Origin of the sequence: Streptomyces sp. Alt3 (assembly GCF_030719215.1) — a bacterium.
Taxonomy (GTDB): Bacteria; Actinomycetota; Actinomycetes; order Streptomycetales; family Streptomycetaceae; genus Streptomyces; species Streptomyces glycanivorans.
Genome location: NZ_CP120983.1, coordinates 7,320,146 through 7,345,310, shown reverse-complemented (window position 1 = coordinate 7,345,310; position 25,165 = coordinate 7,320,146). Strand labels below are relative to the sequence as shown.

Below are 25,165 nucleotides of genomic sequence, written 5' to 3'. Positions count from 1 at the left end.
GTGACCTCCACGTTCCCCGTGGTGCCGAGGTGCGGTCGGCACCGCGGACATCGATAGGCTGGGCACGGACTTACGCAAGGAGGATCTAGGACGATGGCAGGCAACACGGAGCCGTTGTCGCCGCGGGCCAAGCTCGCCGTGACGGCGGGCAAGGCCGCGGCGGCGGTGTCGCGCGCCGCGGGGCGCGGCAGCGGATCGGTGATCGGCGGCCGGGTGGCGCTCAAGCTCGACCCCGACCTGCTCGGGCGGCTGGCGCAGCACCTGGACGTGATCCTCGTGTCCGCGACGAACGGCAAGACGACGACGACCCGGCTGATCGCCGAGGCGCTGAGGGCCGCGGGCCCCGTCGTGTCGAACGCGCTCGGGGCCAACATGCCGGCGGGGATCACCTCCGCGCTGGCAGGGGGCTCGGACGCGCGCTACGGCGTGATCGAGGTGGACGAGAAGTACCTGGCCGGTGTGGCACGCGACACGACGCCGAAGGTGATCGCGCTGCTCAACCTCTCCCGCGACCAGCTCGACCGCGCGGCGGAGACCCGGATGCTGGCGGAGAAGTGGCGTGAGGGCCTGTCGGGCTCGAAGGCCGTGATCGTGGCCAACGCCGACGACCCTCTGATCGTCTGGGCCGCCTCCTCCTCCCCCAACGTGGTGTGGGTCGCGGCGGGACAGGCGTGGAAGGACGACGCCTGGTCGTGCCCGTCCTGCGGTGGTGTGATGCAGCGCCCCGGGGACGACTGGTTCTGCGGGGAGTGCGGTTTCCGCCGCCCCGCCCCCAGCTGGGCCCTGAACGGCGACTACGTCCTGGACCCGCACGGTTCGGCGTGGCCGATCCACCTCCAGCTTCCGGGCCGGGCCAACAAGGCCAACGCGACGAGCTCCGCCGCCGTGGCCGCGGTCTTCGGCGTACCGCCGCAGGTCGCCCTGGAGCGCATGTACCAGGTGCAGGCCGTGGCCGGCCGCTACGACGTCGTCAGCTTCCTCGGCCGTGAGCTCCGGCTCCTGCTGGCGAAGAACCCGGCGGGCTGGCTCGAGACGTTCTCCCTGATCGACCCGCCGCCCACGCCGGTCATCCTCTCGGTGAACGCGCGCGGCGCCGACGGCACGGACACCTCCTGGCTGTGGGACGTCGACTACACCCAGCTCTACGGTCACCCGATCTTCGTGCTCGGCGACCGCAAGCTGGACCTGGCGGTCCGGCTCGAGGTCGCCGGACTCGACTTCCGTGTGTGCGAAACCCTGGACGAGGCCGTCCAGATGGCGCCGCCCGGTCGCATCGAGGTCATCGCCAACTACACCGCCTTCCAGGATCTGCGCCGTCGTGTCGGCAACTGACCCCCGCGCGGGCAACCCCCGGAGAGGACGAAGCATGAGCAACAACAGCCTGCGGCTGGTGTGGGTCTACCCCGACCTCCTCAGCACCTACGGCGACCAGGGCAACGCCCTGGTGGTGGAGCGCCGGGCACGCCAGCGCGGTCTCGACGTGTCGCGCGTGGACGTGCGCAGCGACCAGCCCATCCCGACGTCGGGCGACATCTACCTCATCGGCGGCGGTGAGGACCGGCCGCAGCGCCTCGCGGCCGAACGGCTGCGCCGTGACGGCGGGCTGAGCCGGGCCGCGTCCAACGGCGCGATCATCTTCTCGGTCTGCGCGGGCTACCAGATCCTCGGCCACGAGTTCATCAACGACCTCGGTGAACGGGAGCCCGGCCTCGGGCTGCTCGATGTGGTCTCCACCCGCGGCGAGGGTGCGCGGTGCGTCGGTGACGTGCTCGGGGACGTCGATCCGAACCTGGGTCTGCCGCCCCTGACCGGCTTCGAGAACCACCAGGGCGTCACCCACCTCGGCCCGTCCGCGCGCCCGTTCGCCCGGGTGCGGCTCGGCCGCGGCAACGGCACGGGGGACGGCACGGAGGGCGCGTACAACGACACCGTGTTCGGCACCTACATGCATGGCCCGGTCCTGGCTCGCAACCCGCTGATCGCGGACCACCTGCTGAAGCTGGCGCTGGACGTGAACGCACTGCCGCCGAACGACGACCGGTGGTACGAGGCGCTGCGCGCCGAGCGGATCGCGGCCGCGACCCAGCCCGCCTGACGCATCGCGTGGACCGGCCCTCCCGGGGGCCGGTCCACGCGTGTGTGTGGCCTGTGTACAACCGGTGGACGTCCAGCAGTCGGACAGTGGGTTCGGTCCGGCCACCCCACGCCGGTAAGGTGACGGGGATCCAACCGGACGACGTGGTCCGGGGTCGGCCCACGTTGCAAAGGTTTCCCGGGCAATGCGAATTGGTGTGCTCACCTCCGGCGGCGACTGCCCCGGCCTCAACGCCGTCATCCGTTCCGTCGTGCACCGCGCGGTTGTCGACCACGGCGACGAGGTCATCGGCTTCCACGACGGGTGGAAGGGCCTCCTCGAGTGCGACTACCGCAAGCTCGACCTCGACGCCGTCGGGGGGATCCTCGCCCGCGGCGGCACGATCCTCGGCTCCTCCCGCGTCCAGCCCGCGCATCTGCGTGACGGTGTGGAGCGCGCGAAGGGTCACGTCGCCGACCTCGGTCTGGACGCGATCATCCCGATCGGCGGCGAGGGGACCCTGAAGGCCGCCAACCTGCTCTCCGAGTCGGGTCTGCCCATCGTCGGTGTGCCGAAGACCATCGACAACGACATCGCCTCCACCGACGTGACGTTCGGTTTCGACACGGCTGTCGGGGTCGCCACCGAGGCGCTGGACCGGCTGAAGACGACCGCGGAGTCGCACCAGCGCGTGCTGATCGTCGAGGTCATGGGGCGGCACACCGGCTGGATCGCGCTGCACTCCGGCATGGCGGCCGGGGCCCACGCCATCGTCGTGCCCGAGCGGCCCTTCGACATCGCGGAGCTGACCGAGGTCGTCGGCCGGCGCTTCTCGGATGGCAAGAAGTTCGCGATCGTCGTCGTGGCGGAGGGCGCCAAGCCCCGGGAGGGCTCCATGGAGTTCAACCAGGGCAAGACGGACATCTACGGCCACGAACGCTTCGCCGGTGTGGCGACGCAGCTCTCCGGTGAGCTGGAGCAGCGCCTCGGCAAGGAGGCCCGCCCGGTGATTCTCGGCCATGTCCAGCGCGGCGGTACCCCGACCGCGTACGACCGTGTCCTGGCCACCCGCTTCGGCTGGCACGCCGTGGAGGCCGCTCACCGCGGCGAGTTCGGCATGATGACGGCGCTGCGCGGCACGGACATCACGATGGTCCCGCTGGCGGCGGCCGTGGAGACCCTGAAGACGGTCCCGGCCGAGCGCTACGCCGAGGCGCAGGTCGTGCTCTGACCCTCCCGACACTCCCTGGACCGCCCCCGGCCGCAACCGCTGCCGGGGGCGGTTCTAGTCTGGACCGGACAACCGGCACGAAACGGGGACGTCCCCAGCGGGAGTGAACAGATGGATCACAGCGGGCACGGCATGAACATGGATCTGCCGCCGTTCACGCTGGGACGTGGGCTCGAGTTCTCCGCGGACCCGTTCTTCCTGACCGGCTGCGTCGTCGCTCTCGTCCTGTACGGCTACGGAGTGGCGAGGCTGCGCGGCCGGGGCGACGGCTGGCCGGTCAACCGGACCGTCTTCTTCGTCCTCGGCATACTGTCCATCGCCCTGGTGATGTGCACGGGACTCAACGACTACGGCATGGTCATGTTCAGCGTGCACATGGTGCAGCACATGGTCATCAGCATGGTGTCGCCGATCCTGCTGCTGCTGGGCGCCCCGGTGACGCTGGCGCTGCGGGCGCTGCCCGTGGCGGGACGGACCCGTACGGGTCCGCGCGAGCTGCTGCTCAAACTGCTCCACAGCCGCTACATGAAGATCATCACCCATCCGGTGTTCACGATCCCGCTGTTCATCGCGAGCCTGTACGGGCTCTACTTCACGCCTCTGTTCGACTTCCTGATGGGGTCGAAGACGGGGCACATCGCGATGATGGTGCACTTCCTGGCGGTGGGCCTGGTGTTCTTCTGGCCGATCATGGGCGTGGACCCGGGCCCGCACCGGCCCGGTTACGTGATGCGGATGCTGGAGCTCTTCGCGGGGATGCCCTTCCACGCGTTCTTCGGGATCGCGCTGATGATGGCGAGCCAGCCGATGGTGAAGGCCTACGAGAACCCGTCGGCCTCGCTCGGCATCGACGCCCTGAGCGACCAATCCGCGGCCGGTGGCATCGCCTGGGCGTTCAGTGAGATCCCGTCCGTGCTGGTGCTGATCGCCCTGGTCTTCCAGTGGTACCGCTCCGAGCAGCGGACCGCCAAGCGCTCCGACCGGGCCGCAGACCGGGACGGCGACCAGGAGCTGAAGGCGTACAACGCCTATCTCGCCTCATTGCAGACGCGCGGACAGTAGCGGTGAGCACACCCCTGGGGTGACCATGGCTTCAACGGCCGTGCGGCCGGGTGAGGAGCGTGCGCTCATGCCTGGATCCACGAAGACGATGGGAGTGCTGACCGTCGGCGCGCTGGTCGCGGTGACGGCGTACACCGTGGCGCTGGGGAGCAACGGCTGGCTGTGGTTCGGCTGGGTGGTCCTCGGACTCGCCACTCTGGGAATGCTCGCCACACGCGACACCTGAGGCGTGGGTCAGCCGGTCCAGGGGCCGAGGCGGCCCGTGGTGCGGGTGAGCGAGTCGTAGGAGCGGGCGCCGGTCCACCGGCCGGTGAGGACGCCAGGAGGCGTGCCCGGTACCAGTGGGAGCGGCTCGGGCGGGACGGCCCGGCTGTGGTCGCCTCCGCGGCCGAGGGTGATGTGCGGGACCCAGCGCCCGGGGTCGTGGAGCGGGTTCGGGCGGCCGCTCCCCGGTGCGTCGCGCAGGGTGCGCCACACCGACCTGTGCAGGCGCAGCAGGGCGTCCTCGGGCCGGACGGCCCAGGCCAGCACGTGTCTGCGGCCCCGGAACCGTACGAGCCCGTCGAGGGCCAAGGGCAGAGGCAGGGCTGCCTCCAGCGCGTCGTCCAGCAGCGCCCGGGTCTCCGCGGAGAGGGTGTCCGCGGTGGCCAGGGTGAGGTGCGGGCGGTTGGTCGGATGCCGGTGCGCCGCCAGGCTGGGCAGACCGGCGCGCGCCAGGCGCTCCCACGCCTCACGGACGGCACGCTCCGTCGCCCGGTCGGGCAGCAGTTCCACACTGTGCACGCGGGCAGCCTACGGCGGTGCGCCGCCGGGTGCCTGTCGCGTGGCTCCGGCGCAACTCTCGCGTGCGAGCGCGCCCGGGCGGTGCCAGCATGGTGAGGTCACCCAGTGGTGCGGCTGTCCTGATCCGGCGTACAGCCCCGGCCGGCCGCGGGTCCCGAGATCGAGAGGTGGGTGCTCGGCATGGACAGGTCCACGCTGATCGAGGCGGTGGGACGCAGGACGGCGGGCGGCGGTGAGCTGTCGGCCGACCAGATCGGGCGGGTCGTCGACGCACTGTTCGGAACCGTCGCGGAGGCCGGTGCGATCGCCGAGACGCTCAGGGCGGGTGGCGCGGTCACGCTGGTGGGCTTCGGCAGCTTCCACCAGGAGGACGGGGAGGCGGCTCTGCGGCCGGGCAAGGCGCTCAACGAGTTCGTCAACGACGAGGTCGGGCGAGCCGGGTAGCGAGTCATGCCGGTCATGACGCTGCGGGCCTCAGGACGCGCGGAGCCCGAGGACGTCTGGCTCCGCTACGCCGATCCGCGGCGCTGGCCGAGCTGGTCGCCGCAGATACGGGCGGTGCACGCCGACGGTGAGCGCATCACCGCGGGCATGCGGGGCGAGGTCGTCTCGCTCCTCGGTGTCACCGCCGCGTTCGTGGTCGAGTCCGTCGACGACGAACGGTGGCACTGGGTGTGGCGGGTCGCCGTCGGTCCCGTGCGGCTGCGGCTGTGTCACCGGGTGTTGCGGCGGCCCGGCGGATCGGCCACGGAACTCGTCGTCGAGGGCCCCGCTGTCGTACTCGCCGCGTACGCGGCACCCGCGCGATGGGCGCTGGGCCGACTGGTGCGCGGCTGACGGTCCGACGCGGGAGGGGTTTCGCTCCCCCGCGGAGCCATGGCCACCCGGTCGCCGACCGCCCCGGACTGCACCCTCGAGGCCGCCGCACCGGCGACGCCGACCGACGCGTCCGCCGTCGTGGTCCCCCTGGGCGGCTGTTCGTCCTCGTCGTCCCCTTCCTGTCGGCCCGACTGATCGCGCTGGGCGTCTTCCAGGGCTTCGGCCTCTCCCTCGGCCCGGGTACGGACATCCACCGGGACCGACCGTCGCGGAACGAACCAGGGGCGTGCGATCCGAAGGACCTTCCGGAACGTTTCCGAGGGAGCCCTACGGTCGCCCGGGCACACAGCCGGGAGCGGGAAGGCGCCTGACCACGCGGTCCTGTTCCACGCGACATCGCGGGCCCACCGGAATCACGGCTACGATCGACCGCCGGAAGGGAGCGACGAGTTCGCACCCACAGTCGGCTGATGGCGCGTCAGGTGAGGTGGCGGGAAGCGGGTACCAGTCCTGAGGAAGGCACGGCCGCCCTCGGGCCGCACCGACGAGTCGGCCGAGCGCGACAACAGCATGTGCGACCTGGCAGAACGTGGCCGCCGGCCCGGTCCGGAAGACTAGGAGAGAAGCCGTGTTCTATTACGTCCTGAAATACGTCGTACTGGGTCCCCTGCTCCGGCTGGTGTTCCGGCCGCGCATCGAGGGACTTGAGCACATCCCCGAAGACGGTGCCGCCATCGTCGCGGGCAACCACCTCTCCTTCTCCGACCACTTCCTGATGCCGGCGATCCTCAAGCGCCGCATCACGTTCCTCGCGAAGGCCGAGTACTTCACCGGCCCCGGCATCAAGGGCAAACTGACCGCGGCGTTCTTCCACAGCATCGGGCAGATCCCGGTGGACCGCTCCGGCAAGGAAGCGGGACAGGCAGCGATCCGCGAGGGGCTGGGGGTGCTGAGCAAGGGTGAGCTGCTGGGCATCTATCCGGAGGGCACCCGCTCGCACGACGGACGGCTCTACAAGGGCAAGGTCGGCGTCGCGGTGATGGCGATCAAGGCCGGGGTCCCGGTCATCCCCTGCGCGATGGTCGGCACGTTCGAGATCCAGCCGCCCGGACAGAAGGTGCCCAAGGTCAAGCGGGTCACGATCCGCTTCGGTGAGCCGCTGGACTTCTCCCGCTACGCCGGCCTGGAGGACCAGAAGGCCGCCATCCGGGCGGTCACGGACGAGATCATGTACGCCGTCCTCGGTCTCTCCGGGCAGGAGTACGTCGACGAGTACGCGGTCAAGGCGAAGGCGGCGCAGGCCGGGGAGTCCGAGAAGTTCCCGCGCCGGGCACGCTGAGCGGGGAATCTGCTGTCGGCCGATAACCCTGGTCCGGCCGCCGGGGCCACCGTAGCGTCCTGCGCATGAGCAGAGGACGAGCATTCGTGCTGGGTGCGACGGGACAGATCGGCCGGGCCGCGGTGCGGGCCCTGTCCGGGGACGGCTGGGAGGTGACCGCGGCATCCCGGGGAGGCGGCCGCGACAGCACCTGGGACAGCGGGGTCCGCACCGTCGCACTCGACCGCGAGGAGGAGGGCGCTCTGCCGGCCGCGCTCGGCGAGGGCTGCGACGTCCTGGTCGACACGGTCGCGTTCGGGCGCGGCCACGCGGCGCAGCTGACGGGACTGGCGGGGCGTGCCGGGTCCGCGGTCGTCATCTCCAGCGGCGCGGTGTACGAGGACGGGCGGGGCCGCAGCTTCGACACCCAGGGCGAACCGGACGGCTTTCCCGCGTATCCCGTGCCGGTCCCGGAGACGCAGCGCACGGTCCCGCCCGGCGACGCGACGTACGGCACACGGAAGATCGCGCTGGAACAGGACCTGCTGGCGGCCGGGGGCGCGCTGCCGGTGACGCTGCTGCGGGCCGGCGCGGTACACGGGGAGCACTGCCGCACACCGCGCGAGCTGTACTTCGTCAAGCGTCTGCTGGACGGGCGCAGGCGGCGTGTCCTGGCCTACGGCGGGGAGAGCCGCTTCCATCCGGTCCACGTGTCCAACGTCGCCGAGCTCATCAGGCTCGCCGCTCAGCGGCCCGCGTCGCGCGTGCTCAACGCGGCGGACCCACAGGCACCGACCGTCGCCGAGATCGGTGCGGTCGTCGACGGCGTGCTCGGCCTGGAGACCGAGACCGTGCTGATACCGGGCGCGCCGCCCGAGGGCGGAATCGGCGAGACCCCCTGGAGCGGTGCGCACCCCGTCGTCTACGACATGTCCGAGGCCGAAAGGCAGTTGGGCTACCGCCCGGTGACGGGCTATGCGGAGTCGCTGCCCCGGACGGTGGAGTGGCTCGCCGAGCAGCTCGACGGACATGACTGGAAGCAGGCGTTCCCGAAGATGGTGCGCAACTACGGCGGGACGTTGTTCGACTACGCGGCGGAGGACGCCTGGCTGGAGCGGTACGGGCGGACGGTGTGAACGTGCCGCGGCCACATCGGAGGTGGGCGCGACGCCACGCCGGAGGGTGAGCGGGCGGCCGCCGGAAGACATCGGCCGCCCGCTCACGTCAGGGGGTGGCTACGGCTTCGGTGTGGCGTGCGGGGTGCACGTCACATCGCGCCGGTCGGTCTTCCCCGTCAGCAGGTAGGTGTCCACCCGCTCGTTGACGCAGGGGTTGACCAGGCCCGTGACACCGTGAGAGCCGGCGCCCTTCTCGGTGATGAGACGGGAGCCCTTGAACCGCTTGTGCAGCTCGACGGCGCCTTCGTACGGGGTGGCGGCGTCACGCGTGGACTGGACGATCAGCACCGGGGGCAGCCCCTTGCCTGTACGGACGTCCAGCGGCGTCCGCTGCTTGGACTGCCAGGTGGCGCACGGCAGGTTCATCCAGGCGTTGGCCCAGGTCATGAACGGGTACTGCTGGTGCAGCCGGGTGTTGTCGCGGTCCCACTTCTTCCAGCTGGTGGGCCACTTGGCATCCGCGCACTCGACCGCCGTGTACACGGCGTTGCCGTTCTCCGAGCTGATGTTGCCCGCGGTGTCCGACAGGTCGGGTGCCGCGGCGTCGATCAGCGCCTGGGTGTCGCCGCCCAGGTAGTCGCTCCAGATCCGGGCGGTGGGCGCCCAGGCGGAGTCGTAGTACGGCGCACTCTGGAAGAAGCCGATGAGCTCGGCGGGGCCCACGACGCCGCCGATCGGGTTCTTCTTGGCGGCTGCCCTCAGCGTCAGCCAGGCCTGCTCGACCTTCTCGGGCGTGTCACCGATGTGGTAGGCGGCGTCGTTCTCGGCGACCCATGCCTTCCAGTCGTTCCAGCGGGTCTGGAAGGCGATGTCCTGGTTGAGGTTGGCCTCGTACCAGATGTTGTCCTTCGCGGGGTTGACCACGCTGTCGACGACCATCCGGCGCACGTGCGACGGGAAGAGCGTGCCGTAGACCGCGCCCAGGTAGGTGCCGTAGGAGACACCGAGGAAGTTGAGCTTCTTCTCGCCGAGCGCGGCGCGGATGACGTCCAGGTCGCGTGCGGTGTCGGGCGTGGTCATGTGCGGCAGCATCTCGCCGCTTCGCTCGGCGCAGCCGTCGGCGTACTCGGCCGCCAGCTTGCGCTGGGCGCGCTTGTCGGCCTCGCTGTCCGGCACCGGGTCGGCCTTCGGGGCCTTCACGAACTCCTGCGGGTCGATGCAGGAGATGGGCGCCGAGTGGCCGACACCGCGCGGGTCGAAGCCCACGAAGTCGTACGCCTTCGCGGCCTTCGTCCAGAGCGGGTTCTTGGTGACGATGCGCTTCGGGAACGCCATGCCCGAGCCGCCGGGGCCGCCGGGGTTGTAGACGAGCGCGCCCTGGCGCTCGCTCTTCGTGCCCGTGCTGACGTGCCGGTCGACGGCGAGCTTGATCTGCTTGCCGTTCGGCTTGCCGTAGTCGAGCGGAACGCTCACCCAGCCGCACTGGATGGGCGCGGCGATCGCCCAGTCGGCCGGGCAGTCCGCCCAGTCGATTCCCGTCCTCGCGGCCCGGGCCGCGGCGATCTGCACGCCACGCGCCTCCTGGTCGCCGTGGTGCCGGCTGTCGGCACCTGCGGCCGGTGCGGCTATCGCCCCCGCTATGAGCGTGCCCGCGATCAGAGTGCCGGCCGAACCGAGCACCGCTGTGCGTCTCAAGTGGAACCTCCCCCTGCGTGATGCGCCGCCGGTGGCGGCGCGTTGCTTCATGCGTCCAGGAGGATCCTTTCGTCTGTGAGGTTGCTGAGAACAGGGCGTACGCGTGTTTCTTTACCGAACCAATAACCGGTGTCGTCGTCCCGCTGAGCGAACTCAGGGCTTCCTGAGGGCCTTCGACTCCTTCAGCAGGCCCTCCAGCGCCTCGTCCAGCACCGCTCGCAGCAGCCGGGCGTCCGCGGCGAGCGCCGTCACCAGAACGGCGGGGCCGGCCAGCGGGGTGAGCGCCGCGGTGGGACCGAGCAGGCGTGGGGCGGGGAGGCCGCGGTCGAACGCGGGGTCGACCAGGAGCAGTTGCCCGACGGCCCGGTGACCGCCCAGGACGGCCGCGCCGTCCCAGCCTCCGGGCGCTCCCGGCCCGTACGCCAGTTGCTGGTCGAGCAGCGGCCGTCCGGCTCGGCGCACCGTGAGGCGGGTCGAGAGCCTTCCGGTGGGTTCGCCGTGCCGGCCCAGGACCTGTTCCTCGCGGAGCACCAGACGGGCGGTGGGGGCGAGGTCGGCCCGGGTGGTCATGTCGAGTTCACTGCCGCGGGCGGAGACGAGCTGTTCGGGGAGCCAGCGGAGCTCGGCCCCCTCCCCCGCGCTCAGCCGTACGGCGTACGAAGCGGGGCCGGCGTCCGGACCCGCCCCCGGCAGCGCGACGGTGGCGGCCGCGGCGTCCACCGTCACCCGGGCTCCGTCCTCGGCACGCACCTCGACGGCGAGCCGGTCGCCGCCGAGGGGCGCGCTCATCGCGCCGACCACGGTGACGCGTGCATACCCGGTGTCCGGGGACCTGGTCCGGCGCAGGGCGAGCGGACCGTCGCTCTCCAGCACCGGAAGCGCGGTGGAGCCCCGCCCGTCGGCGACCGCGGTGATCCGGGCGGTGGCAGTGACGCTCATACGGCCCAGTCCGCGAGCCGCGCCCGCACCCAGTCGGCGACGGGGGCGACGCCGTCGGCGCCGGTGAGGGAGGTGAACACCACGGGGAGTTCGCCACGCTGGTCCGCGGCGTCGCGGGCCATCCGGTCCAGGTCGGAGCCGACGTAGGGGGCGAGGTCGGTCTTGTTGACGACGAGCAGGTCCGCGGTGCTGACACCGGGGCCGCCCTTGCGCGGGATGTCGTCACCACCCGCGACGTCGATGACGAAGATCTGGGCGTCGACGAGCCCCTTGGAGAAGGTGGCCGTCAGATTGTCGCCGCCCGATTCGACGAGGATCAGATCGAGCGGCCCCACGGAGTCCTCCAGGTCCTCGACCGCTTCGAGGTTGGCGGAGATGTCGTCGCGGATCGCGGTGTGCGGGCATGCGCCGGTCTCGACGGCCTGGATGCGCTCCGGCGGGAGCACCGCGTTGCGGAGCAGGAAGGCGGCGTCCTCGCGGGTGTAGATGTCGTTGGTGACGACGGCGATGGACACACGGTCACGGAGGGCGCGGCAGAGGGCCGCGACGGTGGCTGTCTTGCCCGAACCGACCGGGCCGCCCAGGCCGATGCGCAGCGCGCGGCGGGTGCCGTCGGGGCGGGCGGCGTCGGCGCTGACGGCCGCGGGGCCGCTGTGGGTGTGGTCGAGGTGCATGGGTGCGGCTCCAGGTGAGGACGGATGGTGCGGGGGCTCCCGCCGGTCGGGGGGGGCGGGTCGGGATCGGGACTCAGGAGGCGAACAGGCGGACCGGCCAGGCCGCGTGGGCTTCGGCCGTGATGTCGAGCAGCGGGGCGGAGGCGGCGGGCAGCGCCTCGATGCCGTGCCGTGCCGCTTCGGCCGCCTGTTCGGCGACCTCGTCGAGTGCGGGTGCCAGCCGGGCGAGGACCGCGGTGGCCTCGAAGGGGTCCAGGGACAGCAGACGGACCACCGCGGTGGCGGGGCCGCTGACCGTTTCGTAGGCGACGCAGTGTGCGGCGTCGGCGGGCCCGAGGCCGGCGGCGCGGGCGGTGAGCCCGAGGACGACCGGCTGGTGGGCGCCACGGGGCCGGGCTTCGGCGAGCGCGGTCAGTTCGGGGCTGGGCCAGGTGGCCCGCGCCGCCCTCATCAGCTGTCGGCCCAGTTTGCGGGCCACGCCTCTGAGTGCGGGCGAGGGTGTACGGGCGTCCGCGGCCTCGTCGAGGGCGAGCGGGTCGATGCCATGGGCCGCGGCGGCCGCGAGGGCGGCCGAGGTGAGCCCGGTCGTGTGGAGCCTGCCGAGGCAGAAGCTCGCCAGGTCCTGGGCGTTCCTGATGTGTCCTGCCTTGACGGCCGGTTCGGCGCCACCGGAGTGGGCGTGGCCACCGGCGGGGAACCGGCCGTCGGCGAGGACGAGCAGGGCTGCGCGCGTCGTCATGAGGTGCTGTCCCGTCCTCAGAAGAGGAAGTAGCGCTGGGCCATGGGGAGTTCCGCGGCGGGGGCGGGGACGACAGGATCACCGTCGATGGTGACGGCGAAGCTGTCGGGGTCGACGTCGACCCGGGGCAGGGCGTCGTTCTCGCGCATGTCCGCCTTGGTGACGCCACGGGTGCTGCTGATCGGCACGAACCTCTTGCCGAGTCCGAGGTGTTCCGGCAGCCCTGCCTCGATGGCCGCAGAGGAGACGAAGTTGAACGAGTTCGCGGCGGGCGCCCGCCCCACGGCCCCGAACATCGGACGCGGCATGACCGGCTGCGGCGTGGGGATGGAGGCGTTGGCGTCGCCCATCTGGGCGTACGCGATCTGGCCTCCCTTGATCACGGTCTGCGGCTTGACGCCGAAGAACGCCGGGTCCCACAGCACGAGGTCGGCCAGCTTGCCCGCTTCGACGGAGCCGATCTCCCGGTCCAGTCCCTGGGCCACCGCTGGATTGATGGTGTATTTGGCGACATAGCGACGTGCGCGGTGGTTGTCGGCGGCCCCGTCGCCCGGCAGCGCGCCGCGCCGCCGCTTCATCACATGGGCGGTCTGCCAGGTGCGCAGGATCACCTCGCCGATGCGGCCCATCGCCTGGGAGTCCGAGGAGATGATCGAGATGGCGCCGAGGTCGTGGAGGATGTCCTCGGCCGCGATCGTCGAGGGCCGGATGCGCGACTCGGCGAAGGCGAGGTCCTCCGGCACGGTGGGGTTGAGGTGGTGACAGACCATCAGCATGTCGAGGTGTTCCTCGATCGTGTTGACGGTGTGCGGCCGGGTCGGGTTGGTGGAGCTGGGCAGGACGTAGGGCTCCGAGACCACGCTGATGATGTCGGGAGCGTGTCCGCCTCCCGCGCCCTCGGTGTGGTACGCGTGGATCGAGCGCCCCGCGATGGCGGCCAGCGTGTCGGCGACGAATCCGGCCTCGTTGAGCGTGTCCGTGTGGATGGCGAGCTGGGCACCGGTCTCCTCACAGACGCTCAGACAGGCGTCGATGACGGCGGGGGTGGCTCCCCAGTCCTCATGGATCTTGAAGCCGAGGGCCCCGGCGCGCAGCTGGGAGTGCATGGCCTCGCGCGACATCGTGTTGCCCTTGCCGAGCAGGCCGATGTTGACGGGGTAGCCGTCGAGCGCCTCGAACATCCGGGCGAGATGCCAGGGGCCCGGGGTGATCGTGGTGGCCTTGGTCCCCTCGGCCGGGCCCGTGCCTCCGCCGACGAGTGTGGTGATCCCGGAGGAGAGAGCCTGGTCGATGAGGGTCGGCGAGATGAAGTGGACGTGCGCGTCGATGGCACCGGCGGTGACGAACTTGCCGTTGCCCACGATGATCTCGGTCTCGGGTCCGATGACCAGCTCGGGGTGGACGCCGTCCATCGTGTCGGGATTCCCGGCCTTGCCGATCCCGGTGATCCGGCCGTCGCGGATGCCGATGTCGGCCTTGACGATGCCCCAGTGGTCGATGATGACGGCGCCGGTGATCACGGTGTCGGGGGCGCCCTCGGCGCGGGTGGTCCGCGCCTGGCCCATCGACTCACGGATCACCTTGCCGCCGCCGAAGACGGCCTCGTCCCCGGCCAGCCCAGGACCGCCGGACCGGTCCTCCTCGATCTCGACGACGAGATCGGTGTCGGCGAGCCGGATGCGGTCACCGACGGTGGGCCCGAACAGATCGGCGTACACGGGTCGGCTGAGCTCAGGCATCGAGGGGACCTCCGGTGTCGCCGCGCAGTCCGGGGACGATGCGCAGACCTGCGAGCGGGACGAGTTCGACGTCGACGGGGATACCGGGCTCGAAGCGCACAGCGGTTCCGGCGGCGATGTTCAGCCGCAGGCCGTGAGCGGCGCCGCGGTCGAACTCCAGGCCGGTGTTGGCCTCGGCGAAGTGGTAGTGCGAGCCGACCTGGACGGGCCGGTCGGCGGCGTTGAGGACGGTGAGACGGGTGACGGGACGGCCCTCGTTGAGGGGCACCGGGCTCTGCGCGTAGAGGATCTCTCCGGGAATCATCGGCTGCTCCCCCGTCAGACGATCGGCTCGTGGACGGTGACCAGCTTGGTGCCGTCCGGGAAGGTGGCCTCGACCTGCACGTCGTGGATCATTTCCGGGATGCCGTCCATGACGTCGTCACGGGTGAGCACCTTCCGGCCGGAGGCCATGAGTTCGGCCACGGTCCGGCCGTCGCGGGCGCCTTCCAGAAGGTGCGAGGTGATCAGCGCGATCGCCTCGGGGTGGTTCAGCCGCAGACCGCGCGCCCTGCGCTTCTCTGCGACATCGGCCGCCACGTGGATGAGCAGGCGTTCCTGTTCGTGCGGAGTCAGTTGCACGCTTCCACCCTCTTCGTCTACCGCCCGGTACCTGCCCCGGGCGCAGCGGGACCCTATCCCGCCTTCAACACTCTGTTGAACGATGAAGAGGATTCCGCGACCAGGTATTGCACGTTAGGGCGGAAGTTTTTCCGGCGCGTTAACTGATCTTTTGCAGATCCATGGACATCAGCGCGCGCAGGCCGTTCTCCAGGACCTCGGGCTCGACCCCGCCGAACAGAGCCTCCTGCGCGATGAACCCCTGGGCGGTCGCGATCAGGGTCCGGGCGACGTCGTCGGCCGGCACACCGGAGGGCATCAACCCGGCCGCGCGGTAGGCCTCCACCAGCTTCGCCCAGGCCACGCGCATGCCCGCGTAGCCCTCACCGAGGGTCTCGGAGAGCCGGTCGTTCCGCAGGGTCTCGGCCCACACCTGGACGACGAGCGCGGCGCACGCGCGGCGCTCCAGCCCGTACATCTGCCCCTCGAAGACGCCCCGCAGCACCCTGCCGAGCAATACGTCGGGCGTCGGCGGCGGAGTCGATTCGGCGGCCTCCTCGAACGCCCGGCGGATGCCGCCGAACGCCTCGTCGGCGATGGCCGCGATCAGGTCCTCCTTGCCGGCGAAGTACCGGTAGACGGCCCCCGCCGACAGACCGACCTCCTTCAGCACGTCCTGCATCGACGCGCTGTGGAAGCCGTTGCGCGCGAAGCAGTGGGCGGCGCCGGAGAGGATCTGCCGGCGGCGGGCGTCGAGGTGCTCCTGGGATACACGTGCCATGGCGACAATCTAAAACGAACGTTCCTTCTTGACAAGCGCACGGGGCGGGGAGACAGTGTCCGCATCCCGTAAAACGAACGATCCTTCTCTTTGAATTGAGGCAGTCGTCATGCCTGCTGCGCCGAACCGCCGCGCGGTCGCCGTCATCCTGCTGGTCCCGTTGATCGTGACACTCAGCCTCTGGGCCTTCTCGTGGCCCGCGGCCCGGATCGCCCCGCGCGACCTGCCCGTGGGCGTCGCGGGTTCCGCCCCGGCGGCCGATCAGCTGCAGAAGGCGTTCGAGCAACGCGAGGGCGCCTTCGAGATCCATCGGTACGCCGACGCCGAAGCGGCCCGCGCGGCGATCGAGGACCGGGTCGTATACGGCGCCGTCGTCGCCACCGGCAAGGGGCCGCAGCTGCTCACGGCGTCGGCGGCGAGCCCTGTCGTCGCCCAGTTGCTGACCGAGGCCGTGAAGGGGGCCGCGCCCGCCGGAGCGGCCGTACCGGTCACCGACGTCGTCGCCGCACCGAAGGCGGATCCACGCGGCGCCGCCCTGGGCGCGAGCATCCTGCCCCTGGCTCTCGCCGGCGTCGCCGCGGGGGCGATGGTGACCCTCTTGGGGCTGCGAGGCTCCCGGGCGGCCCTCACCCTTGTCGGCGCGGCCGGACTGGTGGGCATGGCGGCCACGGCGATCGCCCACAGCTGGCTGGGTGTGGTCACGGGCGACCGGTGGACGGAAGCGGGTGTCATCGGGCTCACCGTGCTGGCCATCGCGTCGGCCGTCGCCGGGCTCGCGGCACTGCTCGGCACGAAGGGAATCGGCCTGGGCGCGCTGCTGATGGTACTGCTCGGCAATTCCTTCTCCGGTGTCACGAGCGCGCCCGAACTCCTCCCCGAACCGGTCGGAGCGGTCGGCCAGTGGCTCCCGCCCGGCGCCGGCGGCTCACTGCTGAGGTCAGCGGCGTTCTTCGACGGGGCCGCGGCGAGTGGAGCCGCGCTGATCCTGGCGGCGTGGGCCGTGGTGGGCCTGATCGCCGTGCTGATGGGCGGACGCGGGAAGGCGGGGGCGGAAGATGCGGCGGCGGCCCCCGATCACGCTCGCGAACCGGCCCTCACGGGCTGACGGCCCACCGACCGGACGAGCCGTGCCCCCACCGGGATCAGGTGGGGGCACGGCTCTTGGCGCTCTCCCACGGGCGCTTCCACGGGCGTCCCCACGGGCGCTTCCACGGGCGTCCCCACGGGCGCTTCCACGGGCGTCCCCACGGGCGCTTCCACGGGCGTCCCCACGGGCGCTTCCACGGGCGTCCCCACGGGCGCTTCCACGGGCGTCCCCACGGGCGCTTCCACGGGCGTCTCCGCGGGCGGCGACGCCCCCCGCGCCCCTCGGAGCGTCCGCGACAGGCGGTGCGGAGCGTCAGCGTTCCCGCTCCTCGTGGCCCCGGTGCTCGGCGGCGATACCGAAGCGGTGCCGTTCGCCCGTGGCGGACGGGAGCGAGCGCAGCGAGGACACCGAGCTGATCACCTGTTCCTCCGCCACGGCCTCCTGCGCCTCGACCTCTTCGTTCTCGAGTCGCTGCAGGTCAGCGGCGGATACCAGGGCGACCAAAGGCTTCCCGTGCCGCGTCACCACCACACGCTCACCGCCGTACACGACGCGGTTGATCAGTTCGGCGAGCTCCGCCCGGGCTTGCGTCACCGGAATCTCGTAGGCCATGGCCCCATTCTAACCTCCTGTACGTCCTGTACATTTTTTACGTACTTCGAATTCATGCAGTCCGAGGTCCAGGAGAGGCACCGCCATGTTCCGTCCCGCCGCCCGCTACGTTCTGCCCGAGTTCACCGAGCGCACCGCCCACGGAACCCGGAACACGGATCCGTACGCGAAGCTGCTGTCCGAGCGGATCGTCTTCCTCGGTACGCCTGTCGACGACACCGCGGCGACCGACCTCGTCGCCCAGTTCATGTATCTGGAGCACGCGGACCCGGACCGGCCGCTTTCCCTGTACATCAACTCGCCCGGGGGCTCGTTCCACGCGATGACGGCGATCTACGACACCATTCAGTTCCTCGCCTGCGAGGTGGAGACCTTCTGTCTCGGGCAGGCGGGGGCGGCCGCCGCCGTGCTCCTCGCCGCCGGCTCACCGGGACGCCGACATGCCCTGCCTGGCGCCCGGGTACTCATCCAGCAACCCGTTCTGGACGAGCCGGTGCAGGGCCAGCTGTCCGATCTCGACATCCGAGCCCGCGAGTTGACGCGCGAGCGCGAGCTGCTCACGGCCATGCTGGCCCGCCACACGGGTCGTTCCACGGGCCGGATCGCCGCCGACATCGAACGGGACACCATCCTCGACGCCGAGGCCGCCCTGGCGTACGGACTGGTGGACCACGTCGTGGAGAACCGCACGCCGCCCCAGCCGCCGCACTCGTCGAGGTGAACGCCCGATGCTCCCACCCCAGTTCCCGCAGCTTCCCGCACTGACCCGCGCCGAGGCCGAGTTCATCGACTGCTATCTGGAGGTGCTCGACCAGGTCGGGCGCATCAATCCCGCCCGGGGCAGCGACACCTACGGAGCGCTGCGGGCGGCCCAGGCCCTCGCGTCGCGGGCGGTGGCCTTACGGGACGCACTCGTGCTGATGCATGAGCGGGGTGAGTCGCAGATCCATGCGGACACCCTGGCCAGGGCGTTGCGACTGCTGGACGGAGAGCGCCGGGCGGGCCGGGTGGCCCTGCCTCAGGAGCCGTCGAGTTGACCGTGTTCACCACCGACTCGCCGATCACACCGGCCCTTTCGGCACACGTGTACGACACGCCCGGCAGGCCGATGAGTTTCCCTCGCTCGATCGGCGTAGAAGGTCCCCCGCCCGAGGGACAGCCCAACTTGCGCATCCGACGCGGACACTGAACGTAATACGTCGTTCCACCGCTGGTACACGGCTGGTCAGGTCCGGCCGCCGCGGCTCCGCGCACGCGGCGTCCACTCGATCGGATCAGTCGTGACGACTCTCACATACCGCCACTTCAGACAGGAAATCCGGCGGCGCGTAGGTAAAGATCCCTGGGACGACAAGCCCCCGCCGCCGCGGCGGGGCGGTCCGGGCGGACGCCGAGTCCTGCCGCCGTCCGGATGCCTGGTCGACAGGAGTGGATCGGCAGGAGTGGAGGACCCGAGCACAACGGGCCGGCCGGAGATCCGGACGGCCCTCGGGGTGAAGCCGCTGCACGCGGCCGGGCAACTTCGCCAGCCCGAACCCGACAGGTCATCCTTCACAGGCGGCTGACGAAGGGTTGCGCATGACTGCGCAGGTTCATGTCCCGTCTCTGTTCGCCCGGGTCGGTACGGCCTCGGTTCTGACCTTCGCCGTAGGCACCACCGTGCTGGCCCCGGGCTTCGTGGACGAAGCCGAGGCCGCCACCCACTCGACGAAGGCACTCAAGATCGCCGCCTCGAAGAAGGGTGCCCCTTACAGATGGGGAGCCACGGGCCCCTCCCGGTTCGACTGCTCAGGGCTCACGCTCTATTCGTTCAAGAAGGCCGGAAAAAAACTCCCCCGCACGGCGCAGCAGCAGTACAACAAGACCCGCCATATCTCCAGGTCGCAGCGGAAACGCGGCGACCTGGTCTTCTTCCACGCGGGCCGCAGCGTGTACCACGTCGGGATCTACGCCGGCAGCGGGAAGATCTGGCACTCGCCCAAGGCCGGGGCCGTGGTCCGGCTGGAAAAGATCTGGTCCGGGAACGTCTGGTACGGGAGGGTCCGCTGACACTCCTCCCCAGCAGGTTCGGCGCAGCAGGGGACCGGTCACCAGCACGAGCCCCGACGCGGTGAGTGCCGTGCCGCTGCCGCCCTTGATCGCACGGGCGGTACGCGGCCGGCGCAGCCGACGGCCGCAGCCGGGCCGCGTCCGGATGTCCGCGCCGGTCGGCGTGGTCCTCGGCCTGTCGGTGGTGCCGGAGGTGGTCGTCGGCGATGTCTCCGTCACCGCCCGCCGTCCGACGCCCGGCCTCCGCCGGGTGAGACCTCTCCCGGTCACGCGTGCGACAGCGTCACGCCTGCGCGGGAACCGGCCAGGGAAGGGCGATCGACACGGTCTTCCCCCCGTCCGGGGTGGGGCTGACGCCGAGCCTGCCGCCGTGCTCCTTCGCCAGGGCCCGGATGATCGCCATGCCGCGCCCGTTGTCCTGCCGCACCGCGGCGGGCAGCCGTTGGGGCCGGCGAGGGTGGCTGTCCGTCACACCCAGGTAGAACTCGACGTCCCGGTCGAGCCGGAGATCGACGGTGAAGGTGGGCGACTGCCCGAAGGTGTGCTGGACGGCGTTGGTGGCGAGTTCCGAGACGATCAGCCGGATGGTGTCGGCGGTGTCGCCGTCCTCGGCCAGGCCCCAGTCCGTGACCACTTGGGCCACATATCTCCGCGCCGCGGAGACCGAGACCGGATCGCTCGGCAGAGTGACGGTTGCTTCCTGATGGTCTGCCATGGCGACGCCGTCCCTTTCCCACCCGACCGGCCCACGGCCGGCCTGGATTGTGCCTCGCGCCAGACTGCCACCGTTGCCGCCCTCCATGACGGCGATCCACCAAGATATGCATATATCTATCGCCCAATACGGTGAACTCCGCCGCCCGGGCCGTGTGCGGACGCGACACTTGCCCCTTTCCGGGCCGGCCCCCGCTTGGGTACGGCCCTCCGTGACAACGGGAGGAGGCCGTCATGCGGAACGGCCCTGCTGTACGCCGTCGCAAGCTCGGGGAGGAACTGCGCGCTCTTCGCCACACATCGGGACTCACGAGCCGGGACGCCGCCGCACTGCTCGGCTGGCACCAGTCGAAGGTGAGCCGGATCGAGACGGGGGCGAGCGGGGTGACACCGGGTGACGTGACCCGGCTGATGGAAGCGTACGGCGTGGACGACCGGCAGTTGCGTTCCCTGCTCCGGACGCTCGCCGGCTCCGCGGGGGGCGGCGGGAACGGGTGGTGGCACGCCTACCGTGGGCTCATCCCGCCCCAGTACCGCGACTTCATCAGCCTGGAGTCGCAGGCCTTCGCCGCGCGCACGCTGGAGACCTCGGTGGTCCCGGGACTGCTGCAGACCGCCGACTACGCGCGGGCAGTGACCCGGTCCTCACTGGACGGGCTGCCGCCCGCCCAGCTCGATTCGCTGGTCGAGGTCAGGCTCGCCCGGCAGAACGTCCTCCACTCGCCCCGGCCGCTGCGGCTGAGCGTCGTGATCGACGAAGCGGTACTGCGGCGGAGCGTCGGCGGGCCCGGGGTGATGGAGGGACAGCTGCGCCATCTGACGGAAGTGGCTCAATTCCCGCACGTGATGCTCCAGTTACTGCCATTTTCCGCGGGGAGCTATATCGGCCTCACCGGGCCGTTCGTTATCTTCTCTTTTTCGACCACTTTCGATCTGGATGTGATCGTTCTCGATCACTTGACGAGCAGTCTCTACCTGGAGCGGAGAGAAGACCTTGAGGCGTACAGCTCGGCCTTCCGCACGATGCAGGAGCACGCGCTGTCGCCGGAGCATTCGCTGGACCTCATCGCCGCTCTGAGCCGCGGCGATCAGGCGGAACCTTCAGACTGCCCGAGGGGGGCACGATGTCCGACCGTCCCGTACAGCCCGCACCGAGGTGGCGGCGCAGCAGCCGCAGCACCGGGATGAACAACTGCGTGGAAGCCGCGTCGCTCGGCGACGCCCGTCTCGCCGTGAGGGATTCCAAGAACACGTCGATGCCCGCGCTTCGCTTCTCGGCGACGGCATGGACGTCGTTCGTGGCCGGACTGCGCGACCACCCGGTCAGCTGACCGGCAGCGGCGCCGTCGTCAGGATCGTGTCCACGGCCGCTCCGATCTGCTCCTGGGTCAGGTCGGCACGGGCGGTCAGCCTCAGCCGCGAGATCCCGTCGGGCACCGAAGGCGGCCGGAAGCACCCCACGGCGAGCCCCGCCGCACGGCAGTCGGCGGCCCAGCGCACCGCCGACTCGGCCGAGGGAGCACGGACCGACACGACGGCGGCGTCGGGACGCACGGCGGTCAGGCCGGCCGCCACCAGCCGTCCGTGCAGTTCCAGGGCGACCTCCCCTGCCCTCTCCGCGCGTTCGGGTTCGCGGCGCAGCAGACGCAGCGCGCCCAGGGCCGCTCCGGCGGCCGCCGGTGCGAGTCCGGTGTCGAAGATGAACGTACGGGCCGTGTTGACCAGGTGACGGATGACCCGGGCTGGGCCGAGGACCGCTCCGCCCTGGCTGCCGAGCGACTTGGAGAGCGTGAGAGTGGCCACGATTCCCTCGCCGCCTGCGAGCCCGGCGGCCGCGAGCGCCCCGCGCCCGCCCTCGCCCAGCACCCCGAGTCCGTGCGCGTCGTCGACCACGAGGGGCGCACCCGCTTCGCGGCAGACACCGGCGAGTCCGGCGAGCGGGGCGGCGTCGCCGTCCACCGAGAAGACGGAGTCGGTCACGGCCAGCGCCCGCCCGCCGTGCGTCCGGAGCGCCTTCCGTACGGCCTCGGGGTCCGCGTGCGGTACGACGGCGGTGGCGGCCCGGGAGAGCCGGCAGCCGTCCACGATCGAGGCGTGGTTGCCCGCGTCGGAGACGATCAGCGAGTCGTGTCCGGTCAGCGCCGTGAGTGCGGCGAGGTTCGCCGCGTAGCCGGAGGAGAACACCAGGGCGGCCTCGAACCCGCAGAAGGCGGCCAGTTCGTGTTCGAGTGCGGCGTGCAGCGCGGTGGACCCGGTGACGAGCCGCGACCCGGTGGCACCCGCGCCCCAGGTCCGTGCCGCCGCCGCTGCCGCTGCTGTCACTTCGGGGTTGCGGCTCAGCCCCAGGTAGTCGTTGCTGGCGAGGTCCAGCAGTTCCGTCTCCGCGGCCCGGGGGCGCAGCGTCCGGACGAGTCCGGCGGCGGCTCGGCGCCGGGCCTCGTCGTCGATCCAGTCGAAGGGGGCGTAGGACATGAGCGGGTCCCTTTTTGTAGGCAGCTCACAGACCTTAGCCGGGTGCGCAACCGGCCAGGGTGTGGCAATACACACAGCATCGACCGGACGTACTGTCCGGTTCCTCCTTGGCCGATGGCGGTGCCGTACGTCAGGATCAAGGCCATGGACCTGCTGAACACGCTGGTGGACAAAGGGCTGCGGCGCGAACTGCCGACCCGGGACGAAGCGCTCGCCGTACTGGCGACCTCCGACGACGAACTGCTCGACGTGGTGGCCGCGGCCGGAAAGGTGCGCCGCCAGTGGTTCGGCCGGCGCGTCAAACTCAACTACCTGGTGAACCTGAAGTCCGGGCTCTGCCCCGAGGACTGCTCGTACTGCTCGCAGCGTCTCGGCTCCAAGGCCGAGATCCTCAAGTACACCTGGCTGAAGCCCGACGAGGCGCGGAAGGCCGCCGCCGCGGGCGTGGCCGGCGGCGCCAAGCGGGTGTGCCTGGTGGCCAGCGGCCGGGGGCCGACCGACCGCGACGTCGACCGGGTGTCGCAGACGATCGAGGCCATCAAGGAGCAGCACGAGGGCGTCGAGGTGTGTGCCTGCCTGGGTCTGCTGTCGGAGGGCCAGGCCGACCGGCTGAGGTCGGCGGGGGCCGACGCGTACAACCACAACCTCAACACCTCGGAGGGGACGTACGGGGACATCACGACCACGCACACGTACGCCGACCGGGTGGACACCGTCCAGCAGGCGCAGGCCGCCGGACTCTCGGCGTGCTCCGGGCTGATCGCGGGGATGGGCGAGACCGACGCCGACCTGGTGGACGTCGTGTTCTCCCTGCGTGCGCTGGATCCCGACTCGGTGCCGGTGAACTTCCTGATCCCCATGGAGGGGACACCGCTCGCGAAGGACTGGCATCTGACTCCGCAGCGGTGCCTGCGCATCCTGGCGATGGTCAGGTTCGTCTGCCCGGACGTCGAGGTGCGGCTCGCGGGCGGTCGCGAGGTCCATCTGCGCTCGATGCAGCCGCTCGCCCTGAACCTGGTCAATTCCATCTTCCTCGGTGACTATCTGACCACTGAGGGCCAGTCGGGCCAGACCGATCTCGACATGATCGCGGACGCCGGTTTCGAGGTCGAGGGAGCGGACACCACCACCCTCCCCGGGCACCGCGCCCCCGCGGCCGCGGACTGCGGCTCGCACGAGGGCGGCGCTTCCGGTACTCACGAGGGCGGCGGGTGCGGCTCGCACGTCGGCGGCTGCGCTCCGTGCGGCGAGGGCGCCGGTGCGGCTGCCGTTCCGGAGCCGTCGGAGGCCCTGACTGCGCGCAACGACCTGGTGGCGGTCCGCCGCCGAGGCGCCGGGACGGACCTCGCACCCAATGCCTGACCGGATCGGCCCGGCGGAACTCCGCGCCCTGGACAGGGCCCACGTCTGGCACCCCTACGGCCCGATGCCGGGCCGGCAGGAGCCGCTGGTCGTGGAGTCGGCGTCGGGGGTACGTCTGCGGCTCGCCCAACCCGCCCACGGTCAGCTCGAACTGGTGGACGGCATGTCGTCCTGGTGGTCGGCGGTCCACGGTTACAACCATCCGGTGCTCAACGATGCCGCACGCGGCCAGCTGGACCGGATGAGCCATGTGATGTTCGGCGGGCTCACGCACGAGCCCGCCGTCCGGCTGGCGACACGGCTGGTGGAGATCACTCCCGAGCCCCTCCAGCACGTCTTCCTCGCCGACTCGGGGTCGGTCTCCGTCGAGGTCGCGGTGAAGATGTGTCTGCAGTACTGGCGTTCGGCGGGGCGGCCCGCCAAGCGCCGGCTGCTGACGTGGCGCGGCGGGTACCACGGGGACACCTGGCAGCCCATGTCGGTGTGCGACCCCGAGGGCGGGATGCACGAGCTGTGGTCGGGTTCGCTCCCCCGGCAGGTCTTCGCGGACGCCCCGCCGGACGGCTTCGACGCCGCACCCGACGACGCCTACGTGAGGCATCTGCGCGAGCTGGTGGCCGCCCACGCCGACGAGCTGGCAGCGGTGATCGTGGAGCCCGTGGTGCAGGGTGCGGGCGGAATGCGTTTCCACTCCCCCACCTACCTGCGGGTGCTTCGTGAGGCGTGCGACGAGCACGACGTGCTGCTGGTGTTCGACGAGATCGCGACGGGGTTCGGCCGGACCGGGCAGTTGTTCGCGGCCGGGCACGCCGGGGTCTCCCCGGATGTCATGTGCGTCGGCAAGGCGCTGACCGGCGGGTATCTGACGCTGGCGGCGACGCTGTGCACCTCACGGGTGGCGGAGGGCATTTCGAGCGGCGACGTGCCGGTGCTGGCGCACGGTCCGACGTTCATGGGCAACCCACTGGCCTCGGCGGTCGCCTGCGCGTCCGTGGACCTCCTGCTGGGCCAGGACTGGGAGCTGGAGGTGAAGCGGATCGGCGCGGGACTGCGACGCGGGCTGGCGGAGGCCGCCGGCGTTCCGGGCGTACGCGATGTCCGGGTGCTGGGCGCCATCGGGGTCGTGCAGCTCGACCACGAGGTGGACATGGCGGCAGCGACACGGGCCGCGGTCCGCGAGGGCGTATGGCTGCGCCCGTTCCGTGATCTCGTGTACACGATGCCGCCCTATGTGACCGGCGACGACGATGTGGCACGGATCTGCCGGGCCGTGTGCGCCGCGGCGAAGGAGGGCTGA

At 71.1% G+C, this 25,165-nt stretch carries 29 protein-coding genes and 1 riboswitch; of the genes, 17 read left to right on the top strand and 12 right to left on the bottom strand.

What is annotated here, in order from left to right; translation table 11 throughout:
• Positions 1-93 precede the first annotated feature (93 nt).
• The 5 genes from P8A20_RS32630 to P8A20_RS32610 all read left to right on the top strand — a co-directional run bounded on the left by P8A20_RS32630 (position 94) and on the right by P8A20_RS32610 (position 4,593).
• Complete coding sequence (locus P8A20_RS32630) at positions 94-1,332, top strand: Mur ligase family protein (RefSeq protein WP_014157625.1); 1,239 nt, start codon at positions 94-96, stop codon at positions 1,330-1,332.
• 34 nt (positions 1,333-1,366) lie between these two features.
• Positions 1,367-2,095 (top strand): type 1 glutamine amidotransferase, encoded by a 729-nt coding sequence (locus tag P8A20_RS32625; protein ID WP_147962579.1) that lies wholly within the window; start codon positions 1,367-1,369, stop codon positions 2,093-2,095.
• Positions 2,096-2,279: 184 nt separating this feature from the next.
• Positions 2,280-3,305: a 6-phosphofructokinase gene (locus P8A20_RS32620; protein ID WP_147962578.1), complete on the top strand. Its 1,026-nt coding sequence runs from the start codon at positions 2,280-2,282 to the stop codon at positions 3,303-3,305.
• Positions 3,306-3,416: 111 nt separating this feature from the next.
• The gene (locus P8A20_RS32615) at positions 3,417-4,367 is read left to right on the top strand and encodes a cytochrome c oxidase assembly protein (protein ID WP_147962577.1); all 951 of its coding nucleotides are present in this window, start codon (positions 3,417-3,419) and stop codon (positions 4,365-4,367) included.
• Positions 4,368-4,434: 67 nt separating this feature from the next.
• Positions 4,435-4,593 carry a hypothetical protein gene (locus P8A20_RS32610; protein ID WP_107103313.1) on the top strand — a complete coding sequence of 53 codons (159 nt, stop codon included), beginning with the start codon at positions 4,435-4,437 and terminating at the stop codon, positions 4,591-4,593.
• 8 nt (positions 4,594-4,601) lie between these two features.
• Here the strand turns inward: P8A20_RS32610 and P8A20_RS32605 are convergent, their stop codons facing one another.
• A complete protein-coding gene (locus P8A20_RS32605) occupies positions 4,602-5,150 on the bottom strand; it encodes a 2'-5' RNA ligase family protein (protein WP_147962576.1) in 549 nt (182 codons plus the stop codon).
• A 180-nt stretch (positions 5,151-5,330) separates the two neighbouring features.
• Between P8A20_RS32605 and P8A20_RS32600 the strand changes: the two genes are divergently transcribed.
• From P8A20_RS32600 to P8A20_RS32585, 4 genes are all read left to right on the top strand, one after another.
• Positions 5,331-5,594: an HU family DNA-binding protein gene (locus P8A20_RS32600; RefSeq protein ID WP_147962575.1), complete on the top strand. Its 264-nt coding sequence runs from the start codon at positions 5,331-5,333 to the stop codon at positions 5,592-5,594.
• Positions 5,595-5,600: 6 nt separating this feature from the next.
• Positions 5,601-5,987, top strand: coding sequence for an SRPBCC family protein (locus P8A20_RS32595; RefSeq protein WP_371606620.1), 387 nt, complete (start codon positions 5,601-5,603; stop codon positions 5,985-5,987).
• A gap of 610 nt (positions 5,988-6,597) precedes the next feature.
• On the top strand, positions 6,598-7,308 hold the full coding sequence (locus P8A20_RS32590; protein ID WP_147962574.1) for a lysophospholipid acyltransferase family protein: 711 nt from the start codon (positions 6,598-6,600) through the stop codon (positions 7,306-7,308).
• A gap of 65 nt (positions 7,309-7,373) precedes the next feature.
• The gene (locus P8A20_RS32585; protein ID WP_306104790.1) at positions 7,374-8,423 is read left to right on the top strand and encodes an NAD-dependent epimerase/dehydratase family protein; all 1,050 of its coding nucleotides are present in this window, start codon (positions 7,374-7,376) and stop codon (positions 8,421-8,423) included.
• A 99-nt stretch (positions 8,424-8,522) separates the two neighbouring features.
• Here P8A20_RS32585 and P8A20_RS32580 read toward each other — a convergent pair whose 3' ends face one another.
• From P8A20_RS32580 to P8A20_RS32545, 8 genes are all read right to left on the bottom strand, one after another.
• The gene (locus P8A20_RS32580; RefSeq protein WP_187282341.1) at positions 8,523-10,100 is read right to left on the bottom strand and encodes an alpha/beta hydrolase; all 1,578 of its coding nucleotides are present in this window, start codon (positions 10,098-10,100) and stop codon (positions 8,523-8,525) included.
• Positions 10,101-10,253: 153 nt separating this feature from the next.
• Positions 10,254-11,039 carry an urease accessory protein UreD gene (locus P8A20_RS32575; protein WP_306104789.1) on the bottom strand — a complete coding sequence of 262 codons (786 nt, stop codon included), beginning with the start codon at positions 11,037-11,039 and terminating at the stop codon, positions 10,254-10,256.
• Positions 11,036-11,713 carry an urease accessory protein UreG gene (gene ureG, locus P8A20_RS32570; protein ID WP_147962571.1) on the bottom strand — a complete coding sequence of 226 codons (678 nt, stop codon included), beginning with the start codon at positions 11,711-11,713 and terminating at the stop codon, positions 11,036-11,038. The genes P8A20_RS32575 and ureG overlap by 4 nt, the downstream gene beginning before the upstream one ends.
• 73 nt (positions 11,714-11,786) lie before the next feature.
• Positions 11,787-12,452, bottom strand: a complete 666-nt coding sequence (locus P8A20_RS32565) for an urease accessory protein UreF (RefSeq protein WP_147962570.1) — start codon at positions 12,450-12,452, stop codon at positions 11,787-11,789.
• A 17-nt stretch (positions 12,453-12,469) separates the two neighbouring features.
• Complete coding sequence (locus P8A20_RS32560) at positions 12,470-14,191, bottom strand: urease subunit alpha (RefSeq protein WP_147962569.1); 1,722 nt, start codon at positions 14,189-14,191, stop codon at positions 12,470-12,472.
• Positions 14,184-14,495: an urease subunit beta gene (locus tag P8A20_RS32555; RefSeq protein WP_147962568.1), complete on the bottom strand. Its 312-nt coding sequence runs from the start codon at positions 14,493-14,495 to the stop codon at positions 14,184-14,186. Before P8A20_RS32555 ends, P8A20_RS32560 begins: the two co-directional genes overlap by 8 nt.
• Before the next feature lie 14 nt (positions 14,496-14,509).
• A complete protein-coding gene (locus P8A20_RS32550; RefSeq protein WP_104790628.1) occupies positions 14,510-14,812 on the bottom strand; it encodes an urease subunit gamma in 303 nt (100 codons plus the stop codon).
• A 139-nt stretch (positions 14,813-14,951) separates the two neighbouring features.
• Positions 14,952-15,572, bottom strand: a complete 621-nt coding sequence (locus tag P8A20_RS32545; protein WP_306104788.1) for a TetR/AcrR family transcriptional regulator — start codon at positions 15,570-15,572, stop codon at positions 14,952-14,954.
• 109 nt (positions 15,573-15,681) lie between these two features.
• Between P8A20_RS32545 and P8A20_RS32540 the strand changes: the two genes are divergently transcribed.
• Entirely contained in the window at positions 15,682-16,677 is a 996-nt protein-coding gene (locus P8A20_RS32540) for an ABC transporter permease (protein ID WP_306104787.1), read from the top strand.
• Between the two features lie 294 nt (positions 16,678-16,971).
• On the opposite strand, the gene P8A20_RS32535 is transcribed toward P8A20_RS32540, so the two are convergent.
• Positions 16,972-17,271 carry a type II toxin-antitoxin system Phd/YefM family antitoxin gene (locus P8A20_RS32535; protein ID WP_147962565.1) on the bottom strand — a complete coding sequence of 100 codons (300 nt, stop codon included), beginning with the start codon at positions 17,269-17,271 and terminating at the stop codon, positions 16,972-16,974.
• A gap of 85 nt (positions 17,272-17,356) precedes the next feature.
• Here P8A20_RS32535 and P8A20_RS32530 point away from each other — a divergent pair, with 85 nt between their 5' ends.
• The 3 genes from P8A20_RS32530 (at position 17,357) to P8A20_RS32520 (ending at position 19,320) form a co-directional block, all read left to right on the top strand.
• Positions 17,357-17,992, top strand: coding sequence for an ATP-dependent Clp protease proteolytic subunit (locus tag P8A20_RS32530; protein WP_306104785.1), 636 nt, complete (start codon positions 17,357-17,359; stop codon positions 17,990-17,992).
• Positions 17,993-17,999: 7 nt separating this feature from the next.
• On the top strand, positions 18,000-18,308 hold the full coding sequence (locus tag P8A20_RS32525) for a hypothetical protein (RefSeq protein WP_147962563.1): 309 nt from the start codon (positions 18,000-18,002) through the stop codon (positions 18,306-18,308).
• A 434-nt stretch (positions 18,309-18,742) separates the two neighbouring features.
• A riboswitch (cyclic di-AMP (ydaO/yuaA leader) is annotated at positions 18,743-18,821 on the top strand.
• Between the two features lie 28 nt (positions 18,822-18,849).
• Positions 18,850-19,320 (top strand): C40 family peptidase, encoded by a 471-nt coding sequence (locus tag P8A20_RS32520; protein WP_147962562.1) that lies wholly within the window; start codon positions 18,850-18,852, stop codon positions 19,318-19,320.
• Between the two features lie 283 nt (positions 19,321-19,603).
• On the opposite strand, the gene P8A20_RS32510 is transcribed toward P8A20_RS32520, so the two are convergent.
• The gene (locus P8A20_RS32510) at positions 19,604-20,035 is read right to left on the bottom strand and encodes an ATP-binding protein (RefSeq protein ID WP_306104784.1); all 432 of its coding nucleotides are present in this window, start codon (positions 20,033-20,035) and stop codon (positions 19,604-19,606) included.
• 233 nt (positions 20,036-20,268) lie between these two features.
• Here P8A20_RS32510 and P8A20_RS32505 point away from each other — a divergent pair, with 233 nt between their 5' ends.
• On the top strand, positions 20,269-21,222 hold the full coding sequence (locus P8A20_RS32505) for a helix-turn-helix domain-containing protein (RefSeq protein ID WP_306104783.1): 954 nt from the start codon (positions 20,269-20,271) through the stop codon (positions 21,220-21,222).
• Entirely contained in the window at positions 21,159-21,365 is a 207-nt protein-coding gene (locus P8A20_RS32500) for a DUF397 domain-containing protein (protein ID WP_147962559.1), read from the top strand. The genes P8A20_RS32505 and P8A20_RS32500 overlap by 64 nt, the downstream gene beginning before the upstream one ends.
• Here P8A20_RS32500 and P8A20_RS32495 read toward each other — a convergent pair.
• Complete coding sequence (locus tag P8A20_RS32495) at positions 21,358-22,506, bottom strand: 8-amino-7-oxononanoate synthase (protein WP_147962558.1); 1,149 nt, start codon at positions 22,504-22,506, stop codon at positions 21,358-21,360. The genes P8A20_RS32500 and P8A20_RS32495 overlap by 8 nt on opposite strands.
• Before the next feature lie 144 nt (positions 22,507-22,650).
• Between P8A20_RS32495 and bioB the strand changes: the two genes are divergently transcribed.
• The gene (gene bioB / locus P8A20_RS32490) at positions 22,651-23,868 is read left to right on the top strand and encodes a biotin synthase BioB (protein ID WP_306105224.1); all 1,218 of its coding nucleotides are present in this window, start codon (positions 22,651-22,653) and stop codon (positions 23,866-23,868) included.
• Positions 23,861-25,165, top strand: a complete 1,305-nt coding sequence (locus P8A20_RS32485) for an adenosylmethionine--8-amino-7-oxononanoate transaminase (protein WP_306104782.1) — start codon at positions 23,861-23,863, stop codon at positions 25,163-25,165. Before bioB ends, P8A20_RS32485 begins: the two co-directional genes overlap by 8 nt.

Coding starts and splice junctions, on each gene's coding strand:
- P8A20_RS32630 (WP_014157625.1), top strand. CDS start 94: ATGGCAGGCAACACGGAGCCGTTGTCGCCGCGGGCCAAGCTCGCCGTG.
- P8A20_RS32625 (WP_147962579.1), top strand. CDS start 1,367: ATGAGCAACAACAGCCTGCGGCTGGTGTGGGTCTACCCCGACCTCCTC.
- P8A20_RS32620 (WP_147962578.1), top strand. CDS start 2,280: ATGCGAATTGGTGTGCTCACCTCCGGCGGCGACTGCCCCGGCCTCAAC.
- P8A20_RS32615 (WP_147962577.1), top strand. CDS start 3,417: ATGGATCACAGCGGGCACGGCATGAACATGGATCTGCCGCCGTTCACG.
- P8A20_RS32610 (WP_107103313.1), top strand. CDS start 4,435: ATGCCTGGATCCACGAAGACGATGGGAGTGCTGACCGTCGGCGCGCTG.
- P8A20_RS32600 (WP_147962575.1), top strand. CDS start 5,331: ATGGACAGGTCCACGCTGATCGAGGCGGTGGGACGCAGGACGGCGGGC.
- P8A20_RS32595 (WP_371606620.1), top strand. CDS start 5,601: ATGCCGGTCATGACGCTGCGGGCCTCAGGACGCGCGGAGCCCGAGGAC.
- P8A20_RS32585 (WP_306104790.1), top strand. CDS start 7,374: ATGAGCAGAGGACGAGCATTCGTGCTGGGTGCGACGGGACAGATCGGC.
- P8A20_RS32575 (WP_306104789.1), bottom strand. CDS start 11,039: ATGAGCGTCACTGCCACCGCCCGGATCACCGCGGTCGCCGACGGGCGG.
- ureG (WP_147962571.1), bottom strand. CDS start 11,713: ATGCACCTCGACCACACCCACAGCGGCCCCGCGGCCGTCAGCGCCGAC.
- P8A20_RS32565 (WP_147962570.1), bottom strand. CDS start 12,452: ATGACGACGCGCGCAGCCCTGCTCGTCCTCGCCGACGGCCGGTTCCCC.
- P8A20_RS32560 (WP_147962569.1), bottom strand. CDS start 14,191: ATGCCTGAGCTCAGCCGACCCGTGTACGCCGATCTGTTCGGGCCCACC.
- P8A20_RS32555 (WP_147962568.1), bottom strand. CDS start 14,495: ATGATTCCCGGAGAGATCCTCTACGCGCAGAGCCCGGTGCCCCTCAAC.
- P8A20_RS32545 (WP_306104788.1), bottom strand. CDS start 15,572: ATGGCACGTGTATCCCAGGAGCACCTCGACGCCCGCCGCCGGCAGATC.
- P8A20_RS32540 (WP_306104787.1), top strand. CDS start 15,682: ATGCCTGCTGCGCCGAACCGCCGCGCGGTCGCCGTCATCCTGCTGGTC.
- P8A20_RS32535 (WP_147962565.1), bottom strand. CDS start 17,271: ATGGCCTACGAGATTCCGGTGACGCAAGCCCGGGCGGAGCTCGCCGAA.
- P8A20_RS32530 (WP_306104785.1), top strand. CDS start 17,357: ATGTTCCGTCCCGCCGCCCGCTACGTTCTGCCCGAGTTCACCGAGCGC.
- P8A20_RS32525 (WP_147962563.1), top strand. CDS start 18,000: ATGCTCCCACCCCAGTTCCCGCAGCTTCCCGCACTGACCCGCGCCGAG.
- P8A20_RS32520 (WP_147962562.1), top strand. CDS start 18,850: ATGACTGCGCAGGTTCATGTCCCGTCTCTGTTCGCCCGGGTCGGTACG.
- P8A20_RS32510 (WP_306104784.1), bottom strand. CDS start 20,035: ATGGCAGACCATCAGGAAGCAACCGTCACTCTGCCGAGCGATCCGGTC.
- P8A20_RS32505 (WP_306104783.1), top strand. CDS start 20,269: ATGCGGAACGGCCCTGCTGTACGCCGTCGCAAGCTCGGGGAGGAACTG.
- P8A20_RS32500 (WP_147962559.1), top strand. CDS start 21,159: ATGTCCGACCGTCCCGTACAGCCCGCACCGAGGTGGCGGCGCAGCAGC.
- P8A20_RS32495 (WP_147962558.1), bottom strand. CDS start 22,506: ATGTCCTACGCCCCCTTCGACTGGATCGACGACGAGGCCCGGCGCCGA.
- bioB (WP_306105224.1), top strand. CDS start 22,651: ATGGACCTGCTGAACACGCTGGTGGACAAAGGGCTGCGGCGCGAACTG.
- P8A20_RS32485 (WP_306104782.1), top strand. CDS start 23,861: ATGCCTGACCGGATCGGCCCGGCGGAACTCCGCGCCCTGGACAGGGCC.